Genomic DNA, 18,503 nt, shown 5'->3' with positions numbered 1-18,503 from the left:
CTGTTACGGAGGGATGAAATCCGCTCACCTGTGCGTTGGTGCCTTCCGGCAGACAAGACCGAAGGACCTACGGGAGGCACCGGCGTGGCAGCGCAACGGGGATGGGCGAGGCGCCTGGCGGCGTACGCCTGGCGGTATCCGAAGGACGTCGTCCTGGCCCTCGGCTCGTCCCTCGCCGGCATGGCGGTCATGGCCGTCGTCCCGCTGATCACCAAGGTGATCATCGACGACGTGATCGGGAACCACTCCCGCACCATGGCTCCCTGGGCCGGCGCCCTGGTCGGCGCCGCCCTGCTCGTCTACGCCTCCACCTACGTCCGCCGCTACTACGGCGGCCGCCTCGCCCTCGACGTCCAGCACGACCTGCGGACGGAGATGTACCGGACGATCACCCGGCTCGACGGACGGCGGCAGGACGAGCTGTCCACCGGGCAGGTGGTCGGGCGCGCGACCAGCGACCTCCAGCTGATCCAGGGCCTGCTCTTCATGCTCCCGATGACCATCGGGAACCTGCTGCTCTTCCTGATGTCCCTGGTGATCATGGCGTGGCTGTCGCTGCCGCTGACCCTGGTCGCCCTCGCCGTCGCGCCCGCTCTCGGCTGGATCGCCCGGCGCAGCCGCAGCAAGCTGCACCCCGCCACCTGGTACGCCCAGGCCCAGGCCGCCGCCGTCGCGGGCGTGGTCGACGGCGCCGTGAGCGGCGTGCGCGTGGTGAAGGGCTTCGGGCAGGAGGAGCAGGAGACCGGGAAGCTGCGGGAGGTCGGCCGCCGGCTCTTCGCCGGGCGGCTGCGCACCATACGGCTGAACAGCAGGTTCACCCCCGCCCTCCAGGCCGTACCGGCCCTCGGCCAGGTCGCCATGCTGGCCCTCGGCGGCTGGCTGGCGGTGCGCGGGCACATCACGCTCGGCACGTTCGTCGCCTTCTCCAGCTACCTCGCCCAGCTCGTCGGCCCGGTCCGCATGCTCGCGATGGTCCTCACCGTCGGCCAGCAGGCCCGCGCCGGCACCGAGCGCGTCCTGGAGCTGATCGACACCGAGCCGACCATGACGGACGGCACCAAGACCCTGCCCGCCGACGCGCCCGCGACCGTCGAGTTCGACGACGTGTCCTTCGGGTACGGCGGCGGCTCCCCGGTCCTCGACGGGCTCGGCTTCGAGATACGTTCCGGCGAGACCCTCGCCGTCGTCGGCTCCTCCGGCTCCGGAAAGTCCACCCTCTCGCTGCTCCTGCCGCGCTTCTACGACGTCACCCGCGGCGCCGTCCTGATCGGCGGCCACGACGTGCGCGAGCTGACCCTCGACTCGCTGCGGGCCGCGATCGGACTCGTCCCCGAGGACTCCTTCCTCTTCTCCGACACCGTCCGCGCCAACATCGCCTACGGCCGCCCGGACGCCACCCAGGAGGAGATCGAGGCCGCCGCCCGCGCCGCCCAGGCGGACCGTTTCATCGCCGAGCTCCCCGAGGGCTACGACACCACGGTCGGCGAGCAGGGCCTGACCCTGTCCGGCGGCCAGCGCCAGCGCGTCGCGCTCGCGCGCGCCCTGCTCACCGACCCGCGCCTGCTCGTCCTGGACGACGCCACCTCGGCCGTGGACGCCCGCGTCGAGCACGAGATCCACGAGGCCCTGGCGCACGTCATGCGGGGGCGCACCACGCTCCTCATCGCGCACCGCCGCTCCACCCTGAACCTCGCCGACCGCATCGCCGTCCTCGACGGCGGCCGGCTCGCCGACCTCGGCACGCACGAGGAGCTCCAGGAGCGGTCGCCGCTGTACCGCAGGCTGCTGACCGACCCCGACGAGCTCGGCGGCGTCTCCCCGGGCCACGCCCCGTCGGCCGGTCCCGCACCGGACACAAGCGTGCGTGAGGAGCTGGACGCCGAGTTCGACGCGGAGCGGGGCGTGACCCCCCGGCTGTGGACCGGCGACCGGGAGCCCAGGGATCCGGCGCTGTCCGGCACCCCCGCCACGCCCGAGCTGCTCGCCCAGGTCGAGGCGCTGCCCCCGGCCACCGACACCCCGGACGTCGACGAGGCGCGGGCGGTGCGCCGTGAGGACTCCTACGGGCTGCGCCGGCTGCTGCGCGGCTTCGGCGCGCCCCTGCTGGTCAGCCTGGGGCTGGTCGCCGTGGACGCGGGCGCGGGCCTGCTGCTGCCGGTGCTGATCCGGCACGGCATCGACGCGGGCGTGACGAAGTCGGCCCTCGGCGCGGTCTGGGCGGCCTCGCTGCTCGGCCTCGCGACCGTCCTGGTCCAGTGGGCCGCGCAGATCGGCGAGACCCGGATGACCGGCCGCACCGGCGAGCGCGTCCTGTACACGCTGCGGCTGAAGATCTTCGCCCAGCTCCAGCGGCTCGGGCTCGACTACTACGAGCGCGAGCTGACCGGCCGGATCATGACGCGCATGACGACCGACGTCGACGCGCTGTCGACGTTCCTGCAGACCGGCCTGGTCACGGCGTTCGTCTCGGTCGTCACCTTCTTCGGCATCATGCTCGTGCTGCTGCTGATCGACGTGCAGCTCGCGCTCGTCGTCTTCGCGACCCTGCCCCCGCTGATCGTCGCGACGGTCTTCTTCCGCCGGGCGAGCGTGAAGGCGTACGAACTCGCCCGCGAGCGTGTGTCGGTGGTCAACGCCGACCTCCAGGAGTCGGTCGCCGGGCTGCGGATCGTGCAGGCCTTCCGGCGCGAGCGGGACGGCGGGGCGCGGTTCGCAGGACGCAGCGACGACTACCGCCGCTCCCGGATCCGCGGCCAGTGGCTGATATCGGTCTACTTCCCGTTCGTGCAGCTGCTGTCCTCGGTCGCCTCGGCGTCCGTGCTGATCACGGGCGCGCACCGGGTGGAGGCGGCCACGCTGACGACGGGCGCCCTGGTCGCCTACCTGCTCTACATCGACCTGTTCTTCGCCCCCGTCCAGCAGCTGTCCCAGGTCTTCGACGGCTACCAGCAGGCCACGGTCTCACTCGGCCGCATCCAGGAGCTGCTGCGCGAACCGACGTCCACCGGGTCGGCCGACGAGCCGCTGGAGGTCCTCTCCCTGCGCGGCGAGATCGCCTTCGAGGACGTGCACTTCGCGTACGGCGGCGAGGAGGAGGCGCTGACCGGCATCGACCTGACGATCCCCGCCGGGCAGACCGTCGCCTTCGTCGGAGAGACGGGCGCGGGCAAGTCCACCCTGGTCAAGCTGGTCGCGCGGTTCTACGACCCGACCGGCGGCCGGGTCACCGCCGACGGCACGGATCTGCGCGCCCTCGACCTGACCTCGTACCGGCACCGGCTCGGGGTGGTCCCGCAGGAGGCGTACCTCTTCCCGGGCACGATCCGCGACGCGATCGCCTACGGCCGCCCCGACGCGGGCGACGCCGAGGTGGAGGCGGCGGCGCGGGCGGTCGGCGCGCACGAGATGATCGCCGGGCTGGAGGGCGGCTATCTGCACGACGTCGCCGAGCGCGGCCGCAATCTTTCGGCCGGCCAGCGCCAGCTGATCGCGCTCGCCCGCGCCGAGCTGGTCGACCCCGACGTACTGCTCCTGGACGAGGCCACGGCCGCGCTGGACCTCGCCACGGAGGCGCAGGTCAACCAGGCCACCGACCGGCTGGCGGGCCGTCGTACCGCCCGCCCGTCGCCCGACCACCACCCCTCAACGAGCGCTTACGCGCGCACCACCTTGATCGTCGCCCACCGGCTGACCACGGCGGCCCGCGCGGACCGGGTGGTGGTGATGGATCACGGCCGGGTCGCCGAGGACGGGACCCACGAGGAGCTGCTCGCCCGCGGCGGGCGGTACGCCGAGCTGTGGCGGACCTTCGTCGGCGGGGCGGAGCCGGAGGAGCCGGTCGCCGCGACCGCCTGACGCGCGCCGCTGACGGTCGTGCAACCGTCCGACATACTCACGCGTCCCGTACATCAGTACGGGCCGTCGGGGGAGGGTGACCGTGCCAGGGGGTGTGACGGGTGATACGGGGAGGAACAACTGTGGATATGGGTGGAATACGCCGACGCCTGGCGCTCGGGGCGGCCGTACTGGTGGGGTCCGGGACGCTCGCCCTGCTGGGGTCCGGCGTCGCCGAGGCGGCCCCGGCGAACACCTGCGCCGGTCGGGAGGTGCGGACCCTGTCGTTCAGCACGGGCGTCACGCACGTCTACAAACGCGACGGCTACATCTGCGCCATGACCGTCGCCAGACGCACCGGCGCCGTCCAGACGATGTCCGTGAGCGTGCAGGCCCGCGGCAACCGCCCGGTGACCGACAGCGGCGGCTACCGGTACGAGGCGGGCCCGATCACCGTGCACGCCGGCCACCGCTGTGTGTGGATCAAGGGCTCGGTGGGCTCGGGCTCGGTCGACTCGGGCTGGATCCTGTGCTGAGCGCGTCCCGCGGACGGCCGTAGCCGAAGGCTCACAGCCTGCGGGCACAGCCCACCGGCCGGTCCCCACCCAACTGCACGTACAGCACCGTCGACGGCGGGCATCCGGCCCGGGTCCGCGCCGCCACGGTGATCCGGTACTGCGGCGGGTGTGCGCCCCCGCCGTCGCACCGCGTCTCGCGGACCTGGCCGGTGCCGGAGGTGTAGACGCAGTCGCCGGGGATCGTGCGCGGGCCGCCTCCGCCGCCCGGGTCACCGGGGTGCGGGGGCTCCAGGGCGCGCATGCAGGCGTAGCCCTCGGTGCCGATGTGCAGCACGAAGTCGGTGGTCGGCGGGCACAGCGGGCCGCCGGCCGCGGCGCCCTCGTAGCGGGCGACGACCCGGGCCGCCGCCCGCTCGCCGGTGCACGGCACCTCGGTGACGTCGGTCGTACCGAAGGAACTGCACGCGCCCACCGCGAGGAACCCGGTGCCGTAGCCGCCGCTCGCGGTCGGGCGGGCGTCGCCCACCGGCGCGCCCGCCCCGCCCCGGCAGCCGGTCAGCAGCAGGCACGCCAGCAGCAGGCACGCCGGCTTCGAGGCACCTCTCCCGCGCATCGCATCCCCCCGGCGTCCCCGCCCAGCGTGGCCCGGGGCGCCGGTGCCACGCCAGACGGCGCGGGAGGGTTTCCGCCTGCCTGCGGTGGTACGCCCGATCCATCGGCGTACGCCTAGTACGTCAGCCCGTGCCCGATCGGGTACAGCACCTGCGCTGGATCGTCCGCCCGTTGCACCGGCACCGGCAGCTTCCCGCGCGGGGTCACCCGCCCGGCGATGACCCGCGCGGCCGCGCGCACCTCGACGTCGGTCCAGCCGTACGACGTCAAACAGGCCCTCACAGCGGGGAGTTGGGCCACGTCATGGGGGTTGCGGACGGCGAGGGCGGCCACCGGGCGGCCCGTGGCCAGCAGGCGCTCCACCAGCGTGCGCTGGGAGCTGTCCGCCGTCACGTCGTACGTCGCCACCACCACCGCGTCCGCGTCCCGGGCCGCCGTGACCGCCCGGGCGATCGCCGTGGCGGAGGGCGAGGTGCCGGTGGGCAGGGCCGCGGCGGTGAAGCCCAGTTCGGTGAGGGCGGCGGCCAGCACGCCGGTGGGCGGGCCGGTGGTGCCGGTGGGGGAGTCGGGGTCGGCGCCGACGACCAGGATCCGGGGTGCGGTGCGGGGCGCGAAGGGGAGGGTGCGGTCCTCGTTGACGAGCAGGGTCGTGGTGCGCTCGGCGATCCGGTCGGCCGCCGCCAGGTGCGCCTTCGTGCCCACCGTGCGTTCCACGCCCGCCCGGGAGCTGTACGGCGTGTCGAAGAGGCCGAGCCGGGACTTCAGGCGCAGGATGCGCAGGATCGATTCGTCCAGGCGGGACTCGGTCAGCTCGCCGTCCTGTACGGCCTTCAGCACGGCGTGCCAGGCCACGTCGATCGAGGGCGGGTTGAGCAGCTGGTCCACCCCGGCCTTCAGGGCGAGCACCGGCACCCGGTCGTCGCCGTACTTGGTGCGCACGCCCTGCATGCCGAGGGAGTCGGTGATCACCACGCCGTCGTAGCCGAGTTCGCCGCGCAGGATGCCGGTGAGGACCGGGCGGGAGAGGGTGGCCGGGTCGCCGGAGCCGTCCAGGGCCGGGAACTGGATGTGCGCGGTCATGACCGAGTCGATGCCGGCGGCGATCGCGGCCCGGAACGGCACGGCGTCCAGCTTCTCCCACAGGTCTCGGCTGTGGGTGATGACCGGGAAGCCGGTGTGGCTGTCGGTGGCGGTGTCGCCGTGCCCCGGGAAGTGCTTGGCGGTCGCCGCGACCCGGGACTCCTGATAGCCCTTCACCTCGGCGGCCACCAGCTCGCCCACCGCCGTCGGGTCGGCGCCGAAGGAGCGGACGCCGATGATCGGGTTGGCCGGGTTGACGTTGACGTCGGCGTCGGGCGAGTAGTCCTGGTTGACGCCCATCGCGCGCAGCTCGGCGCCGGAGATCCGGCCGAGGGTCCGCGCGTCGGACCGGGAGCCCCCCGCGCCGAGGGCCATCGCGCCCGGGAAGAGCGTGGCGGGCTTGCCGACCCGGCACACCGCGCCGTGCTCCTGGTCGGTGGCGATGAGCACCGGCAGCCCGCGCGCCTGGTCCAGGGAGGCCTTCTGGATGCCGTCGGACAGCTCCGCGATCTGCTGCGGATCACGGGTGTTGTGCGCCCAGGTGAAGTAGATGATGCCGCCCACGCGGTACGTCGCGATCAGCTCGGCGGCCGTGCGGACCCCCAGTTCCTTGAGGTTGGCATCGATGTCGGCCTGGTCCGGGGCGGTGGCGGAGTGGCCGTAGACCCGCATCACGAAGAGCTGGCCGACCTTCTCCTCCAGCGTCATCCGGGAGGTCAGGGCGCGCAGCCGGCGGTCGTCGGGCGGCGTGCCGGGGGCGGCGGCGCGGGCGGTGGCGGGCGGTGCGGTCAGCGCGGCGGTGAGGCCCGCCGTGGCGGCGAGGACGGCGCGTCGGGACGGTCTGCCGGTGTCGGACACGTGCGCTCCTTCCGGAGAGAACCTTCCGTCAAGGAACTGCACAGTAACCGGAAGAGGGGTCGTCACCGGCGCATTGACGTACGACGACCTCGACCGGGACGCGCCCCTAAGGGGCGCGGGGAACTGCGCGATCAACCACGATGAACCCGCGCCCGGCCGCCGTCGGTCAGTCCCGGGCCACCGGCCGCCTAAGCCGCCTCGTCGAGCAAGCGCAGCAAGTGCTTCCGTCCGGCACCGAGGATCCCCGGAAGCGGCGCAGCCGACTCGTACCACCGCTTCTCGTACTCCCAGCACAGCCACCCGTCCCAGCCGTGCCGGCAGAGCACGTCCACGCACTCGGTGAGCGGAAGCACTCCCGCGCCCAGCGGCAGCGGCGTCGTGTCGTCGGCCGACGCGATGTCCTTGACCTGCACGTATCCCAGGTGCGGGGCGAGGGCGGCGTACGACTCCACGGGCTGCTCGCCGCCCAGCCAGGTGTGCATGACGTCCCACAGCGCGCCGACGTGGCGGTGTCCGACGGGCCCCAGCACGCGGATCGCGGCGGCGCCGGTGCGATGGGAGTCATGGGTCTCCAGCAGGACGCGCACCCCGAGCGCGGCGGCGTCCTCGGCCACGGTGCCGAGCCGCCGCGCGGCGATCGCGTCGGACTCGGCGGCAGGCAGCTCCGGGTTGGCGCCGGGGAAGACCCGGACGAAGGGGGCGCCGATGTCGTGGGCGAGCCGCACCAGGGCGCGTACGGCCTCGACGACCGAGCCGTCCTCGCCGGGCGCGGCCACGCGCGCGTACCCGGCGACGCCCAGGATCTCGACGCCGGCCTCCTTGAACGCGGCGGCCACGTCCGCCCGTTGGGCCGCCGCGAGGCCCGGGTGCACCGGCTCCTCGGGATGGGCGCGCAGCTCGATGCCGTGGTAGCCGTGGGTGGTGGCGAGCGCCAGCACGTCCGGCAGCGGAAGACCGGGAACCCCGAGGGTGGAGAAGGCTAGCTTCATGGTCACGGACCCTACTCGTCACTCGGCCGACCGGTGCAGATCCAGGCGCCAGTCCTGGCCGGTCAGGTCCTTTCCGAAGGCGCGGTGCGGCTGTTCGGCGGTGAGCAGGAAGCCGTGGCGCCGGTACAGGCGCCGGGCGGCGCCGAGCACGTCGTTGGTCCACAGCACCAGGTCGCGGTAGCCGACCCCGCGCGCGAAGTCCACGACCGCGCCGACCAGCAGGTCCCCGATGCCGTGCCCCCGCGCCTCGGGCTCGACCAGCAGCAGTCGCAGCCGCGCGGTGCCCGGGGCGTCGTCCCGTACGCACATCACGCAGCCCACGGGCCGCCCGATCAGCTCGGCGATCCACACCCGCTCCAGATGCGGATCGTGGTCCTCGGCGAAGTCGGCCACGATCCGGGCCACCAGCCCCTCGTAGTCGGCGTTCCAGCCGTACTCGGCGGCGTACAGCGCGGCGTTGCGCTGCACGATCCAGCCGAGGTCACCGGCCCGGGGCTCGCGCAGCACGACCTCGGCCGGTCCCCGCGGGGCCGTGTCGCCGAGGGCCGTACGCAGGGCGCGCAGGGCCTCGGCGGCGCCCCGGCCGCTCGCGGTGAGGGCCACCCGCGTGCCGGCGGAGTCCCGCTCGGCCAGTCCGGCCCGCTCGACCGCGTCGAGGATCCGGATCAGGGCCAAGTACCCGTCCGCAAGCGCCAGTCGGGCCCGCAGACCGGCCTCGTCGGTGCCGTCGGCGTGCGCGAGTTCGGACAGCACCCGCTCGACGGCGCGGACGTCCTGGACGGTCATGGCCGGCTCCCGGTGGCTGGCGGTGGTTCCCAGTGGTTGAAGGATTCAAGTACGTTGATTTCCCTTGCCGGTTCCCCTCCTTCCCCGTGCGGCCTGCCTTTGACTTCCCCGCCCTCTCATCGTAGGTTTAATCACGAACGTCACTTATGTCCGTTTGGCATCGAAAGTGACGGATCCGTCGCAGATCGCCTTCGCGGGCGGCGGACCCCGCCCGGAGCTGCGCGCAGGCTCCGGAGCGTCAGGAGGACGGCCCGTCGGGGCCGTCGGAAGAAAAACCACACCCTCGGAGAGGGGTACATCATGCGCGCGCACACCACCCGTATCAAGAGAGTGGCCCTCGTGGTCTGCTCGGCACCGATCCTGGCCCTCGCGGCCGGAGCCGGAGTCGCCAGCGCAGCCACCAGCTCCGCACCGACCGCGGCCGTCGCGTACGACCACGGTGGCGGTGGCGGCGGCTGGGGTTGGGGCGACCACGGCGGCGGCGGTTGGGGCTGGGGCGACGGCGGCGGCTGGGGTTGGGGAGACCACGGCGGCGGCTGGGGCGACGGCGGAGGCTGGGGCGACGGCGGCGGTTGGGGCTGCTGACACCCACGGTGAACCAACCTGACACCCCCGACAGTGAAGGGTGGATCCGGGTGCCCGAGCAACGGGCACCCGGATCCCTGTGACCAGCCGGTTCCGCGGGACCGGCGGCCGTGAAGGCGGTGACCGGATGAGGATCGTCTGCGTGGGCGGAGGCCCGGCCGGGCTGTACTTCTCGATCTCGGCGAAGCTGCGGGACGCCGGGCACGAGATCACCGTGATCGAGCGCGACCCGCCCGAGGCCACCTACGGCTGGGGCGTCGTGTACTGGGACGACCTGCTGGACATCCTGCACGCCAACGACCCCGAGAGCGCCCGCGCGATCAGCGCCGGTTCGGTGCTCTGGCAGGCGCAGGAGATCCAGGTGTACGGCGGCGGGCACGACGGTACGGCGTACTTCGGGGGCTACGGCTACAGCATGGGCCGTGCCGCGCTGCTGCAGACGCTGACCCGGCGCGCACGCTCCCTCGGCGTGGACGTACGGCACGGGGAGCGCCTCGCCGACCCCGCCGACCTGCCCTCGGCCGACCTGATCGTGGCCGCCGACGGGGCGGGCAGCCGGATCCGGCAGAGCCGCGTGGCACGCTTCGGCACGAAGACGGAGACCGGCCGCAACCCCTACATCTGGCTCGGCACGGACCGGCAGTTCGACAGCTTCGTGTTCTGCTTCGAGAAGACCGAGGCGGGCTGGATCTGGTTCCACGCCTATCCGTCGATCCGGGGCATCAGCACCTGCATCGTGGAGTGCTCCCCGGAGACCTGGCAGGGCCTCGGCCTGGACTCCCTGGAGCCGGAGGAGGCCGTACCGCTGCTGGAGAAGATCTTCCACCGGGCGCTCGACGGCCACTCCCTGATCAGCCGGTCACGCGGCGCCCCGGCGCAGTGGCAGCGCTTCACGCACCTCCGCAACGAGACCTGGGTCGACGCCGCCGAGCCCCGGCGCCCCGTCGTCCTGGCCGGTGACGCCGCGCACACCACCCACTTCACGCTCGGCTCCGGCACCCGGCTGGCGATGATCGACGGGATCGTGCTGGCCCACAGCCTCGCGCACCACGCGGACCTGCGGGCGGCACTACGGGCGTACGACGAGCACCGCCGCGCGGAACTGCATCCCGTGCAGGCCGGCGCACGCTCCAGCATGGCCTGGTTCGAACGCCTCGACGACTACCTGGAGCGCGACCCGGTCTCCTTCGCCTACGCCATGGCCGTCCGCACCGGCCGCCAGTCCCCCTGGCGCTACCAGGCCCACCTGGCCAACCAGGTCCCGGCCCTGCGCAAGGCCCGCCTGGCCTACGACACGGGCCGCCGCTGGTACCGGGACCGTAGAAGAGGCGATACCCCGCTGCCCCTGCTGGGCCGCTCCCTCCCACCCGGGACACCCCCGAGGACCCCCTGACCACGGCCGACCACGGCCGCGATCCCGCCCGCTCCTCCGCCGGGGGCAAGCGGCACTCTCGTCGGCGGGGGCGGGAAGGTGCGGCACCGCTTCCGCTGCCGCTGCCCGGCCGCTCGCTCACACCCGGGGCGCCCCCGAGGACCCTGTCAATCAGCTTGCCGCGGAAGGTCGCGATCCCGCCGGGGACCGTTCCTCACGCCCGGGGTGCCCCCGAGGACCCCCTGATCATCAGCTCGCCGCGGATGGACGCGCTGTCGCCGGGGCGGTTCCTCGCGCCCCTGGCCCCGCCCCGGCAAGGGCGACGGCACCGCCGTCATTGGGGAAGAGAGGCCAATGCCGCTGCTGGGCCGTTCCTCACGCCCGGGGTGCCCGGAGGCCCCGTGACCGTTTCCTTTTCCGTCAGGGGCAAGCGGCACTCTCGTCGGCGGGGGCGGGAAGGTGCGGCACCGCTTCCGCTGCCGCTGCCAGGCGGCTCGCTCACGCCCGGGGTGCCCCCGAGGGCCCTGTCAATCAGCTTGCCGCGGAAGGTCGCGATCCCGCCGGGGACCGTTCCTCACGCCCGGGGTGCCCCCGAGGACCCCCTGACCATCAGCTCGCCGCGGACGGTCGCGATGTCGCCGGGGGGTGGTTCCTCCCGGCCCATGGCGATGCGGCCGGCCCTGGCGCCCGCGTCCGCCAGTGGCAGTCGCACCGTCGTCAGCGACGGCACCGCGTCGATGCTGAAGGGCAGGTCGTCGAAGCCGGCCACCGAGACGTCCTCCGGGATCCGCAGCCCCGACTCCCGCAGCGCCGCGCACGCGCCGAGCGCGACGGAGTCGTTCGCGGCGACGACCCCCGTCAGCCCCGGTTCCCGCCGCAGCAGCTCCAGCGTGGCCTCGTACCCGGACCGTCGGTCGTAACGGCCGTACACCGTCCAGCACGGATCCTCCTCGACCCCCGCCGCCGCCAGCGCCTCCCGGTGTCCCTCCAGCCGGTGCCGCGTCGTGGTCCGCTCCTCGGGTCCGGCGATGTAACCGAGCCGGCGATGCCCGAGCCCGAGCAGGTGCTCGGTCAGCCGGCGCGCGCCCCCGCGGTTGTCGAAGGTGAGGGCCACCGCCCCGGTGTCCGCTGCCTGCGGCCGCCCGCACAGCACCACACGCGTCCCGGCCTCCGTCAGCTTGCGCAGCTTCGCGGCGACCGCCGCCGCGTGCGGCGCGTCCTCCACGGCACCGCCGGTCAGCACCACGGCCGCCGCCCGCTGGCGCTGCAGCAGGGTCAGATACGTCAGTTCGCGCTCGGGCGACCCGCCCGTGTTGCACACGACCGCCAGCCGCTCACCGCCCGCCCGTCCCCCGCCCGTGCCCCCGATCTCGGCCTGGATCGCGGACGCCATGATCCCGAAGAAGGGGTCGGCGATGTCGTTCACCAGGATCCCGACCAGGTCGGAGGTGGCGGCGGCCAGCGAGCTCGCCGGGCCGTTGAGGACGTAGTCCAGCTCGTCCACCGCCCGGAGCACCCGCTCGCGTGTGGAGGCGGCCACCGGGTAGTTGCCGTTCAGTACGCGCGACACCGTCGCGGGGGAGACCTGGGCGCGGGCCGCCACATCCGCCAGGGTCACCGTCATGTCGTCGTCCTCCGGTCGTGCTTCGTGTCGTACGCCCTCGTAGACAGCCAGGTCATGCTCGTGGTTCCGAGCGGACGTCCAGCAGACCTTAAAGCCATCGACCCCGGATGTTCGCCCCCTCGAACAACTCGAAGGGGCAACGGTCTTGTACAGACCACTGTCCAGAGGCTAGCTTCAGTGAGCAGAAAGCGCTTGCTGCTAGTGGTGTGGAGGGGACTCACGTGACACGCAAGACGGTGCGCATCGCCATGAACGGCGTGACCGGACGCATGGGCTACCGCCAGCACCTCGTCCGGTCGATCCTCGCCCTGCGCGAACAGGGCGGCCTCGACCTGGGCGACGGCACCGTGCTGTGGCCGGAGCCGATCCTGCTCGGCCGCCGCGAGCACGCGCTCCGGGAGATCGCCGGGCGCCACGGGCTGGACGAGATCTCGACGGACGTCGACGCGGTGCTGGCGGATCCGTCGGTGGACGTCTACTTCGACTCCCAGGTCACCTCCGCCCGCGAGGAGTCGATCAAGAAGGCGATCGCCGCCGGGAAGCACGTGTACACCGAGAAGCCGACCGCCACCGGCCTGGCGGGCGCCCTCGCACTCGCCCGGCTCGCCCGCGACAAGGGCATCAAGCACGGCGTCGTCCAGGACAAGATCTTCCTGCCGGGCCTGCTCAAGCTGAAGCGCCTGATCGACGGCGGCTTCTTCGGCCGGATCCTGTCCGTCCGGGGCGAGTTCGGCTACTGGGTCTTCGAGGGCGACTGGCAGCCGGCCCAGCGCCCGTCCTGGAACTACCGCGCCGAGGACGGCGGCGGCATCGTCGTCGACATGTTCCCGCACTGGGAGTACGTCCTGCACGAGCTGTTCGGCCGCGTGACCTCCGTGCAGGCCCTCGCCACCACCCACATCCCGCAGCGCTGGGACGAGAACGGCAAGCCCTACGACGCGACGGCGGACGACGCCGCCTACGGCGTCTTCGAACTCGACGGCGGCGCGATCGCCCAGATCAACTCCTCCTGGGCGGTCCGGGTCAACCGCGACGAACTGGTCGAGTTCCAGGTCGACGGCACCGAGGGCTCGGCGGTCGCGGGCCTGCGCAACTGCCGTGTCCAGCACCGTGGTTCGACCCCCAAACCGGTCTGGAACCCCGACCTGCCCGCCACCGAGGTCTTCCGTGACCAGTGGCAGGAGGTGCCGGACAACGGGGACTTCGCCAACGGCTTCAGGGCCCAGTGGGAGCTGTTCCTCAAGCACGTCCACGCCGACGCGCCGTACCACTGGGACCTGCTGGCCGGCGCCCGGGGCGTACAGCTCGCCGAACTGGGCCTGAGGTCCTCCGCCGAGGGCCGCCGCCTCGACGTGCCGGAGATCTCGCTGTGACCATCCGACTCCCCTCCGCAGAAGGTGTGTTGCGGACGTACGAGCCCCGCACCGAACCGCTTCCCGTGTCTCCGGGCGCGCCCTTCACCTCCCGTACGGTCTTCTCGGCGGCGCACGTCGTCGCCGACCCGTACGCCGACGTCTCGCCCGACGCGCCGGCCGCCGTCGACTGGGACGCCACCCTCGCCTTCCGCCGACACCTGTGGTCGCACGGGCTCGGGGTGGCCGAGGCGATGGACACCGCCCAGCGCGGCATGGGCCTGGACTGGGCGGGCGCGGCCGAGCTGATCCGGCGCAGCGCCGCCGAGGCGAAGGCGGTGGGCGGCCGGATCGCCTGCGGGGTCGGCACCGACCAGATGGCCCGCGGGTCTCTCGTGGAGATCCGCGCGGCCTACGAGGAGCAGCTCGCGGTCGTGGCGGAGTCGGGCGCCCAGGCGATCCTGATGGCCTCGCGCGCCCTGGCCGCCGCGGCCCGCGGCCCGGACGACTACCTGGAGATCTACGGCCACCTGCTGCGCCAGTGTGCCGGGCCGGTGATCCTGCACTGGCTGGGCCCGATGTTCGACCCGGCGCTGGAGGGCTACTGGGGCTCGGCCGACCCGGACGCGGCGACCGACACGTTCCTGGAGGTCATCGCCGCGCACCCGGACAAGGTCGACGGCATCAAGGTGTCGCTCCTGGACGCGCGGCGCGAGATCGACCTGCGCCGCCGTCTCCCGCGCGGGGTCCGCTGCTACACCGGCGACGACTTCCACTACCCCGAGCTGATCGCGGGCGACGACCAGGGTTTCAGCCACGCCCTGCTCGGCATCTTCGACCCGCTGGGCCCGCTGGCGGCCCAGGCGGTCCGGGTCCTGGACACGGGGGACACGTCCGGCTTCCGGGCGCTGCTGGACCCGACGGTCGCCCTGTCCCGCCACCTCTTCCAGGCTCCCACCCGCTTCTACAAGACCGGTGTGGTCCTCCTCGCCTGGCTCGCGGGCCACCAGACGCACTTCACGATGGTCGGCGGCCTCCAGTCGGCCCGCTCCCTCCCGCACCTCGCCCGCGCCTACGAACTCGCCGACGGCCTCGGCCTGTTCCCGGACCCGAAGCTCGCCGAGGAGCGGATGAAGAAACTGCTGTCCCTGTACGGGGTGATCTCATGACGGCGTCGGCGGGCCTCTCGCGTTTCAGCATCAACCAGATGACGGTGAAACAGCTGTCATTGCCGGAACTCGCGGACGCCTGTGTCCGGTTGGGCGTGACCCAGGTGGGCCTGTGGCGCGAGCCGGTCCAGGAGTACGGCGTGGAGGCGACGGCGAAACTGATCGGTGCGGCGGGTCTGACGGTGACGACGCTGTGCCGGGGCGGCTTCCTCACGGCGACCGACCCGCGGGCCCGCACGGCGGCCCTGGCCGACAACCGCCGCGCCATCGACGAAGCGGCCACCCTCGGCACCGACACCCTGGTCCTGGTCTCCGGCGGCCTCCCGGCCGGAAGCAGGGACCTGTGGGCGGCGCGCGAGCGCGTCGCCGACGCCCTCGCCGAACTCGGACCGTACGCCGAGCGGCACGGCGTGCGCCTGGCCGTCGAACCGCTGCACCCGATGTACGCCGCCGACCGCTGCGTGGTGTCGACCCTGGCCCAGGCCCTGGACCTGGCCGAGCGCTTCCCCGCGCACCAGGTCGGGGTGACCGTGGACACGTACCACATCTGGTGGGACGACCAGGCGCCCGCGCAGATCGCGCGGGCGGGGGCGGGCGGCCGCATCCACACCTTCCAACTCGCTGACTGGATCACCCCGTTGCCGCAGGGCGTCCTCACCGGCCGGGGCCAGATCGGCGACGGCGCGATCGACCTGCGCGCGTGGCGGGGGTACGTGGAGGCGGCCGGCTACACCGGGCCGATCGAGGTCGAGCTCTTCAACGACGACCTGTGGGCCCGGGACGGGCGGGAGGTGCTGGCGGAGACGGCGCAGCGGTTCCGGGCCCTTCAGCACTGAGGGCGGTGCCGGCCCGGATCAGGAAAGGCGCAGATCGATCCAGGGAACGGTGTCCCCCGGCAGCAGGTACCGCTCGATCTCGGCGAACCCGTGCTTGTGCGCGAACCGCAGACCGTCCTCGTTGGAGGACAGGACGACCGTCTCGATCACCTCGGCGCCGCACTCCCGTGCCCGGGCGATGCCGCGCGCATACAGCTCCTCACCGAAGCCCCGCCCACGGTGAGGAGCGAGCACGCGCGCGATCACCGTGGCCGTCGGCGTGCCCTCCGCGGGAGGACGCACCGTGCTGCACCCCACGAGGACGTCGCCGAGGTACGCGACCTCCAGGTGGTTGCGCTGCGCGCGTTCCCGTATCTCCTCGATGGACAGGAGGTGCGCGGGGATGATCGCGTTGTGGACGTACTGCCAGTCCGCGAACGTGGCGTCGTCGTGCGGCTGCTGGATGCGAAGGTCGGTCATCGCAGCAGAAGACCCCGGGCACGCCTCGGACGTCAACTTCCCTAGTGCATTCCTATGGCTAATAGTATTTTCATATACGTGTGAATGGAATCTGTGAAAGAGCTGGGCGTTCCTGTGGAACGCCTTTCAATTTCTCTTCTTCGGGGAATTCTGGAACCGGCGAAACCGGGGTGTGTGTCTGTGTGATCGAGTCCGCCGGAAGGGCGGATGGAAAGCACGACAATTCGATTCAAGGAGTCCCCGTGAAGAAGATGCGTACCGCCGCGGTTTCCCTGGTGTCCGTCGCACTGGTCGTCGGCGGTGCCGCTGCCGCCACCGCGGCGCCGGGCCGTCCGGCCCCCAAGCCGGTCCTGACCCTCTCGGCGAGCGACACCCACGTGAAGTCCGGCGACAAGGTGCTGCTCTCCGGCCGTGCCGTCGGTCTGCGGGACGGCAGCAGGGTCACCCTGCAGGAGAAGCGCGGTGGCCGGTGGGTCACCCTGCCGGTGGCCACCACGGTGCACCACGGCACCTACCGCCTCACCGAGAAGGCGACCCACAAGGGTGCCCAGACGCTCCGCACCCAGGACGGCCGGACCGTTTCCAAGGCCGTGACGATCTCGGTCCGTTGATGAACGGATGAATTGAGCGGCTCGCCCGGTTGTCGGTCCGGGCGAGCCGCTCGCTGTTCAGTGGTGGAGGCGCCCGTGCTTCACGGCGGCGACGAAGTTCGCCCAGCCGTCGGTGGAGAAGAGGAGGGCGGGTCCGGGTATGACCTTGCTGTCGCGGACGGGGACGCAGGCGTGGCCGCGGGCGACTTCGAGGCAGTCACCTTGGTCGCCACCGCTGTAGCTGGACTTGTACCACCCGGTGATGTGCTCATTGCGGACCATGTGCGTGTTCCTCTGCTGCTGCCCTGACGACGGTCAGTGACTCCTGGCGCGACGATGCGTCGCTCAGGGCCAGTGCGTATGCCGACTGGCTTGCGCTCACCAGGGCCTGGTCATCGAGCAGTTGTCCGATCAGGAACGCTTCGGCATACGCCACGGGAGCGGAGTCTTCGAAGCTCATGAGCGTGAGCAGGCTCTGCATCAGCGCGTGTGCCCCTACGCGGTACGGCGGTACGTGCAGTCGTAACCGACCTGCCCCGGCCATGTCCGCGATCCTGTGCAGCTGTTCCGCCATGACCTGCGGTCCGCCGATACTGCGCCGGAGCAACGCCTCGTCGGGCACGCTCGTCGTGTGGCAGCACACGGCCGAGGTGCACTCCGACCCGGAACTGCCGGCCGCGTTGACCAGCCACCGCGAGGACGACTACGGCCCGGTGCCGGACCCGCGGGATGTCGTATGAGCGCGGGCCGAGGAGATCGTGCCGCGCCGCCGGCCGCGCAGGCGCGGGCGAGCAGCGGCGGACGGAAGTGACCGGCATCCTCGGGCCACGACCGCCGCTGAGCCTCCCCCGTGCGGCCGATGTGGAGGTCGTTGCTTAGCTGGGCGCATGGAACTGCGCCAACTTCGCTATTTCGTGGCGGTAGCCGAGGAACTGCACTTCGCCCGTGCCGCCGAGCGGCTGCTGATCGCTCAGTCGGCCGTCAGTCAGCAGGTGCGGCGGCTGGAGCGGGAGCTGGGGGCCGACCTCTTCGACCGGTCGCCGCGCCGGGTGCGGCTGACCGAGGCAGGGCAGCGGTTTCTGCCGGCGGCGCGCGAGGTGCTGGCCGCCGAGCGGCGGGCGCGCGCCGCGGTGGCCGACTACACCGCGGCGCGCGGCGAACGGCTGCGGGTGGGCACCAGTACGGGGATGGGGGACCGGCTGGACCAGGTGCTGGAGGCGCTGGCCGGCCTCGCCCCCGGGCTGCGGGTGGAGCTGGCCTCCGCCCCCACCGCCGTACGGCTGGAGCAGGTGGCCCGCGGGGAGCTGGACGCCGCGTTCGTGCGCGGGGTGGAGGAGGGGCCCGACGGGGTCCGGCTGGTCCCGGTGTGGCAGGACCGGCTTCTGGTGGTCCTCGGTGCGCGGCACGTCCTTGCGCGTCAATCGCGGGTGGAACTGGGTGAGTTGGCCGGACTGCCGTTGTATCTGACCGCGCGGCGCAACAATCCGCCGCTCGTCGACCTCGTCGTGGGCGCGTGCCGGGACGCCGGCTTCGAGCCCGTGGCCGGGCCGGCGGCGAGCTCGTTGCAGGACACCCTGGCGGCGCTGGGCGCGGGCAGCCCCGGCTGGAGCGTGGTGTACGCCTCGCACGCCGCGCAACTGGCCACCGGGCGGGTCGCCTTCCTGCCGGTGAGTGACCCCCTCGTCCTGCCGGCCGTGCTCGCCGTGCCCCGCACCGCACCCGCGGCCCGGGTCGCGTCCCTGCTGGAGGCCTGCCGGACGATCGGCGCGAGCGATCGCGAAACGTGAACGCTGCGTGCGCGAAGTGGCCCTGGGTGCGGCGCCCCGGATCGGGTGGACT

At 72.8% G+C, this 18,503-nt stretch carries 16 protein-coding genes and 1 pseudogene; 9 read left to right on the top strand and 8 right to left on the bottom strand.

Features of this window, described 5'->3' with window-relative positions:
- The first annotated feature begins 84 nt into the window (after positions 1-84).
- Positions 85-3,855 (top strand): ABC transporter ATP-binding protein, encoded by a 3,771-nt coding sequence (locus BIV25_RS11405; protein WP_071372121.1) that lies wholly within the window; start codon positions 85-87, stop codon positions 3,853-3,855.
- Between the two features lie 122 nt (positions 3,856-3,977).
- Complete coding sequence (locus tag BIV25_RS11400; protein ID WP_071372120.1) at positions 3,978-4,370, top strand: hypothetical protein; 393 nt, start codon at positions 3,978-3,980, stop codon at positions 4,368-4,370.
- Positions 4,371-4,401: 31 nt separating this feature from the next.
- Here BIV25_RS11400 and BIV25_RS11395 read toward each other — a convergent pair whose 3' ends face one another.
- From BIV25_RS11395 to BIV25_RS11380, 4 genes are all read right to left on the bottom strand, one after another.
- Positions 4,402-4,965 (bottom strand): hypothetical protein, encoded by a 564-nt coding sequence (locus BIV25_RS11395; protein WP_071372119.1) that lies wholly within the window; start codon positions 4,963-4,965, stop codon positions 4,402-4,404.
- A gap of 113 nt (positions 4,966-5,078) precedes the next feature.
- Positions 5,079-6,902: a glycoside hydrolase family 3 protein gene (locus tag BIV25_RS11390; RefSeq protein ID WP_371273013.1), complete on the bottom strand. Its 1,824-nt coding sequence runs from the start codon at positions 6,900-6,902 to the stop codon at positions 5,079-5,081.
- A gap of 188 nt (positions 6,903-7,090) precedes the next feature.
- The gene (locus tag BIV25_RS11385) at positions 7,091-7,891 is read right to left on the bottom strand and encodes a sugar phosphate isomerase/epimerase (RefSeq protein ID WP_071372300.1); all 801 of its coding nucleotides are present in this window, start codon (positions 7,889-7,891) and stop codon (positions 7,091-7,093) included.
- 18 nt (positions 7,892-7,909) lie between these two features.
- On the bottom strand, positions 7,910-8,677 hold the full coding sequence (locus BIV25_RS11380; protein WP_071372117.1) for a GNAT family N-acetyltransferase: 768 nt from the start codon (positions 8,675-8,677) through the stop codon (positions 7,910-7,912).
- 300 nt (positions 8,678-8,977) lie between these two features.
- Here BIV25_RS11380 and BIV25_RS11375 point away from each other — a divergent pair, with 300 nt between their 5' ends.
- Both BIV25_RS11375 and BIV25_RS11370 read left to right on the top strand, forming a co-directional pair.
- Entirely contained in the window at positions 8,978-9,262 is a 285-nt protein-coding gene (locus BIV25_RS11375; protein WP_071372116.1) for a hypothetical protein, read from the top strand.
- A 142-nt stretch (positions 9,263-9,404) separates the two neighbouring features.
- Entirely contained in the window at positions 9,405-10,655 is a 1,251-nt protein-coding gene (locus tag BIV25_RS11370) for an FAD-dependent monooxygenase (protein WP_218158456.1), read from the top strand.
- A gap of 553 nt (positions 10,656-11,208) precedes the next feature.
- On the opposite strand, the gene BIV25_RS11365 is transcribed toward BIV25_RS11370, so the two are convergent.
- Positions 11,209-12,258 carry a LacI family DNA-binding transcriptional regulator gene (locus tag BIV25_RS11365; protein WP_071372115.1) on the bottom strand — a complete coding sequence of 350 codons (1,050 nt, stop codon included), beginning with the start codon at positions 12,256-12,258 and terminating at the stop codon, positions 11,209-11,211.
- A gap of 221 nt (positions 12,259-12,479) precedes the next feature.
- On the opposite strand from BIV25_RS11365, the gene BIV25_RS11360 reads away from it, so the two are divergent.
- Genes BIV25_RS11360 through BIV25_RS11350 form a run of 3 tightly spaced genes read left to right on the top strand, consistent with a single transcriptional unit; the run spans position 12,480 to position 15,615 of the window.
- Positions 12,480-13,631, top strand: coding sequence for a Gfo/Idh/MocA family protein (locus tag BIV25_RS11360; RefSeq protein ID WP_071372114.1), 1,152 nt, complete (start codon positions 12,480-12,482; stop codon positions 13,629-13,631).
- Positions 13,628-14,779, top strand: coding sequence for a dihydrodipicolinate synthase family protein (locus BIV25_RS11355; protein WP_071372113.1), 1,152 nt, complete (start codon positions 13,628-13,630; stop codon positions 14,777-14,779). Before BIV25_RS11360 ends, BIV25_RS11355 begins: the two co-directional genes overlap by 4 nt.
- Complete coding sequence (locus BIV25_RS11350; protein WP_071372112.1) at positions 14,776-15,615, top strand: sugar phosphate isomerase/epimerase; 840 nt, start codon at positions 14,776-14,778, stop codon at positions 15,613-15,615. The genes BIV25_RS11355 and BIV25_RS11350 overlap by 4 nt, the downstream gene beginning before the upstream one ends.
- An 18-nt stretch (positions 15,616-15,633) precedes the next feature.
- On the opposite strand, the gene BIV25_RS11345 is transcribed toward BIV25_RS11350, so the two are convergent.
- Entirely contained in the window at positions 15,634-16,074 is a 441-nt protein-coding gene (locus BIV25_RS11345) for a GNAT family N-acetyltransferase (RefSeq protein ID WP_071372111.1), read from the bottom strand.
- A 251-nt stretch (positions 16,075-16,325) separates the two neighbouring features.
- Between BIV25_RS11345 and BIV25_RS11340 the strand changes: the two genes are divergently transcribed.
- Positions 16,326-16,685, top strand: coding sequence for a hypothetical protein (locus BIV25_RS11340; RefSeq protein ID WP_071372298.1), 360 nt, complete (start codon positions 16,326-16,328; stop codon positions 16,683-16,685).
- 57 nt (positions 16,686-16,742) lie between these two features.
- Here BIV25_RS11340 and BIV25_RS11335 read toward each other — a convergent pair whose 3' ends face one another.
- Both BIV25_RS11335 and BIV25_RS11330 read right to left on the bottom strand, forming a co-directional pair.
- Positions 16,743-16,946: a DUF397 domain-containing protein gene (locus BIV25_RS11335; protein ID WP_071372110.1), complete on the bottom strand. Its 204-nt coding sequence runs from the start codon at positions 16,944-16,946 to the stop codon at positions 16,743-16,745.
- Positions 16,933-17,280 (bottom strand): annotated as a pseudogene (locus BIV25_RS11330) (Scr1 family TA system antitoxin-like transcriptional regulator); the annotation flags it as partial. The pseudogene BIV25_RS11330 and the gene BIV25_RS11335, both read right to left, overlap by 14 nt.
- 271 nt (positions 17,281-17,551) lie before the next feature.
- On the opposite strand from BIV25_RS11330, the gene BIV25_RS11325 reads away from it, so the two are divergent.
- Positions 17,552-18,451, top strand: a complete 900-nt coding sequence (locus BIV25_RS11325; protein WP_071372108.1) for a LysR family transcriptional regulator — start codon at positions 17,552-17,554, stop codon at positions 18,449-18,451.
- Positions 18,452-18,503 lie beyond the last annotated feature (52 nt).

It is taken from the genome of Streptomyces sp. MUSC 14, from assembly GCF_001866675.1.
In the GTDB taxonomy this organism is placed as follows: domain Bacteria; phylum Actinomycetota; class Actinomycetes; order Streptomycetales; family Streptomycetaceae; genus Streptomyces.
Note: the sequence above shows the minus strand (reverse complement) of the source record. Positions and strands in the feature narration are given on the sequence as shown.

Bases quoted from the DNA above. Each gene is read 5' to 3' on its own strand.
- BIV25_RS11395 (WP_071372119.1), bottom strand. From the start codon at position 4,965: ATGCGCGGGAGAGGTGCCTCGAAGCCGGCGTGCCTGCTGCTGGCGTGC.
- BIV25_RS11385 (WP_071372300.1), bottom strand. From the start codon at position 7,891: ATGAAGCTAGCCTTCTCCACCCTCGGGGTTCCCGGTCTTCCGCTGCCG.
- BIV25_RS11380 (WP_071372117.1), bottom strand. From the start codon at position 8,677: ATGACCGTCCAGGACGTCCGCGCCGTCGAGCGGGTGCTGTCCGAACTC.
- BIV25_RS11375 (WP_071372116.1), top strand. From the start codon at position 8,978: ATGCGCGCGCACACCACCCGTATCAAGAGAGTGGCCCTCGTGGTCTGC.
- BIV25_RS11365 (WP_071372115.1), bottom strand. From the start codon at position 12,258: ATGACGGTGACCCTGGCGGATGTGGCGGCCCGCGCCCAGGTCTCCCCC.
- BIV25_RS11350 (WP_071372112.1), top strand. From the start codon at position 14,776: ATGACGGCGTCGGCGGGCCTCTCGCGTTTCAGCATCAACCAGATGACG.
- BIV25_RS11345 (WP_071372111.1), bottom strand. From the start codon at position 16,074: ATGACCGACCTTCGCATCCAGCAGCCGCACGACGACGCCACGTTCGCG.
- BIV25_RS11340 (WP_071372298.1), top strand. From the start codon at position 16,326: ATGCGTACCGCCGCGGTTTCCCTGGTGTCCGTCGCACTGGTCGTCGGC.
- BIV25_RS11335 (WP_071372110.1), bottom strand. From the start codon at position 16,946: ATGGTCCGCAATGAGCACATCACCGGGTGGTACAAGTCCAGCTACAGC.
- BIV25_RS11325 (WP_071372108.1), top strand. From the start codon at position 17,552: ATGGAACTGCGCCAACTTCGCTATTTCGTGGCGGTAGCCGAGGAACTG.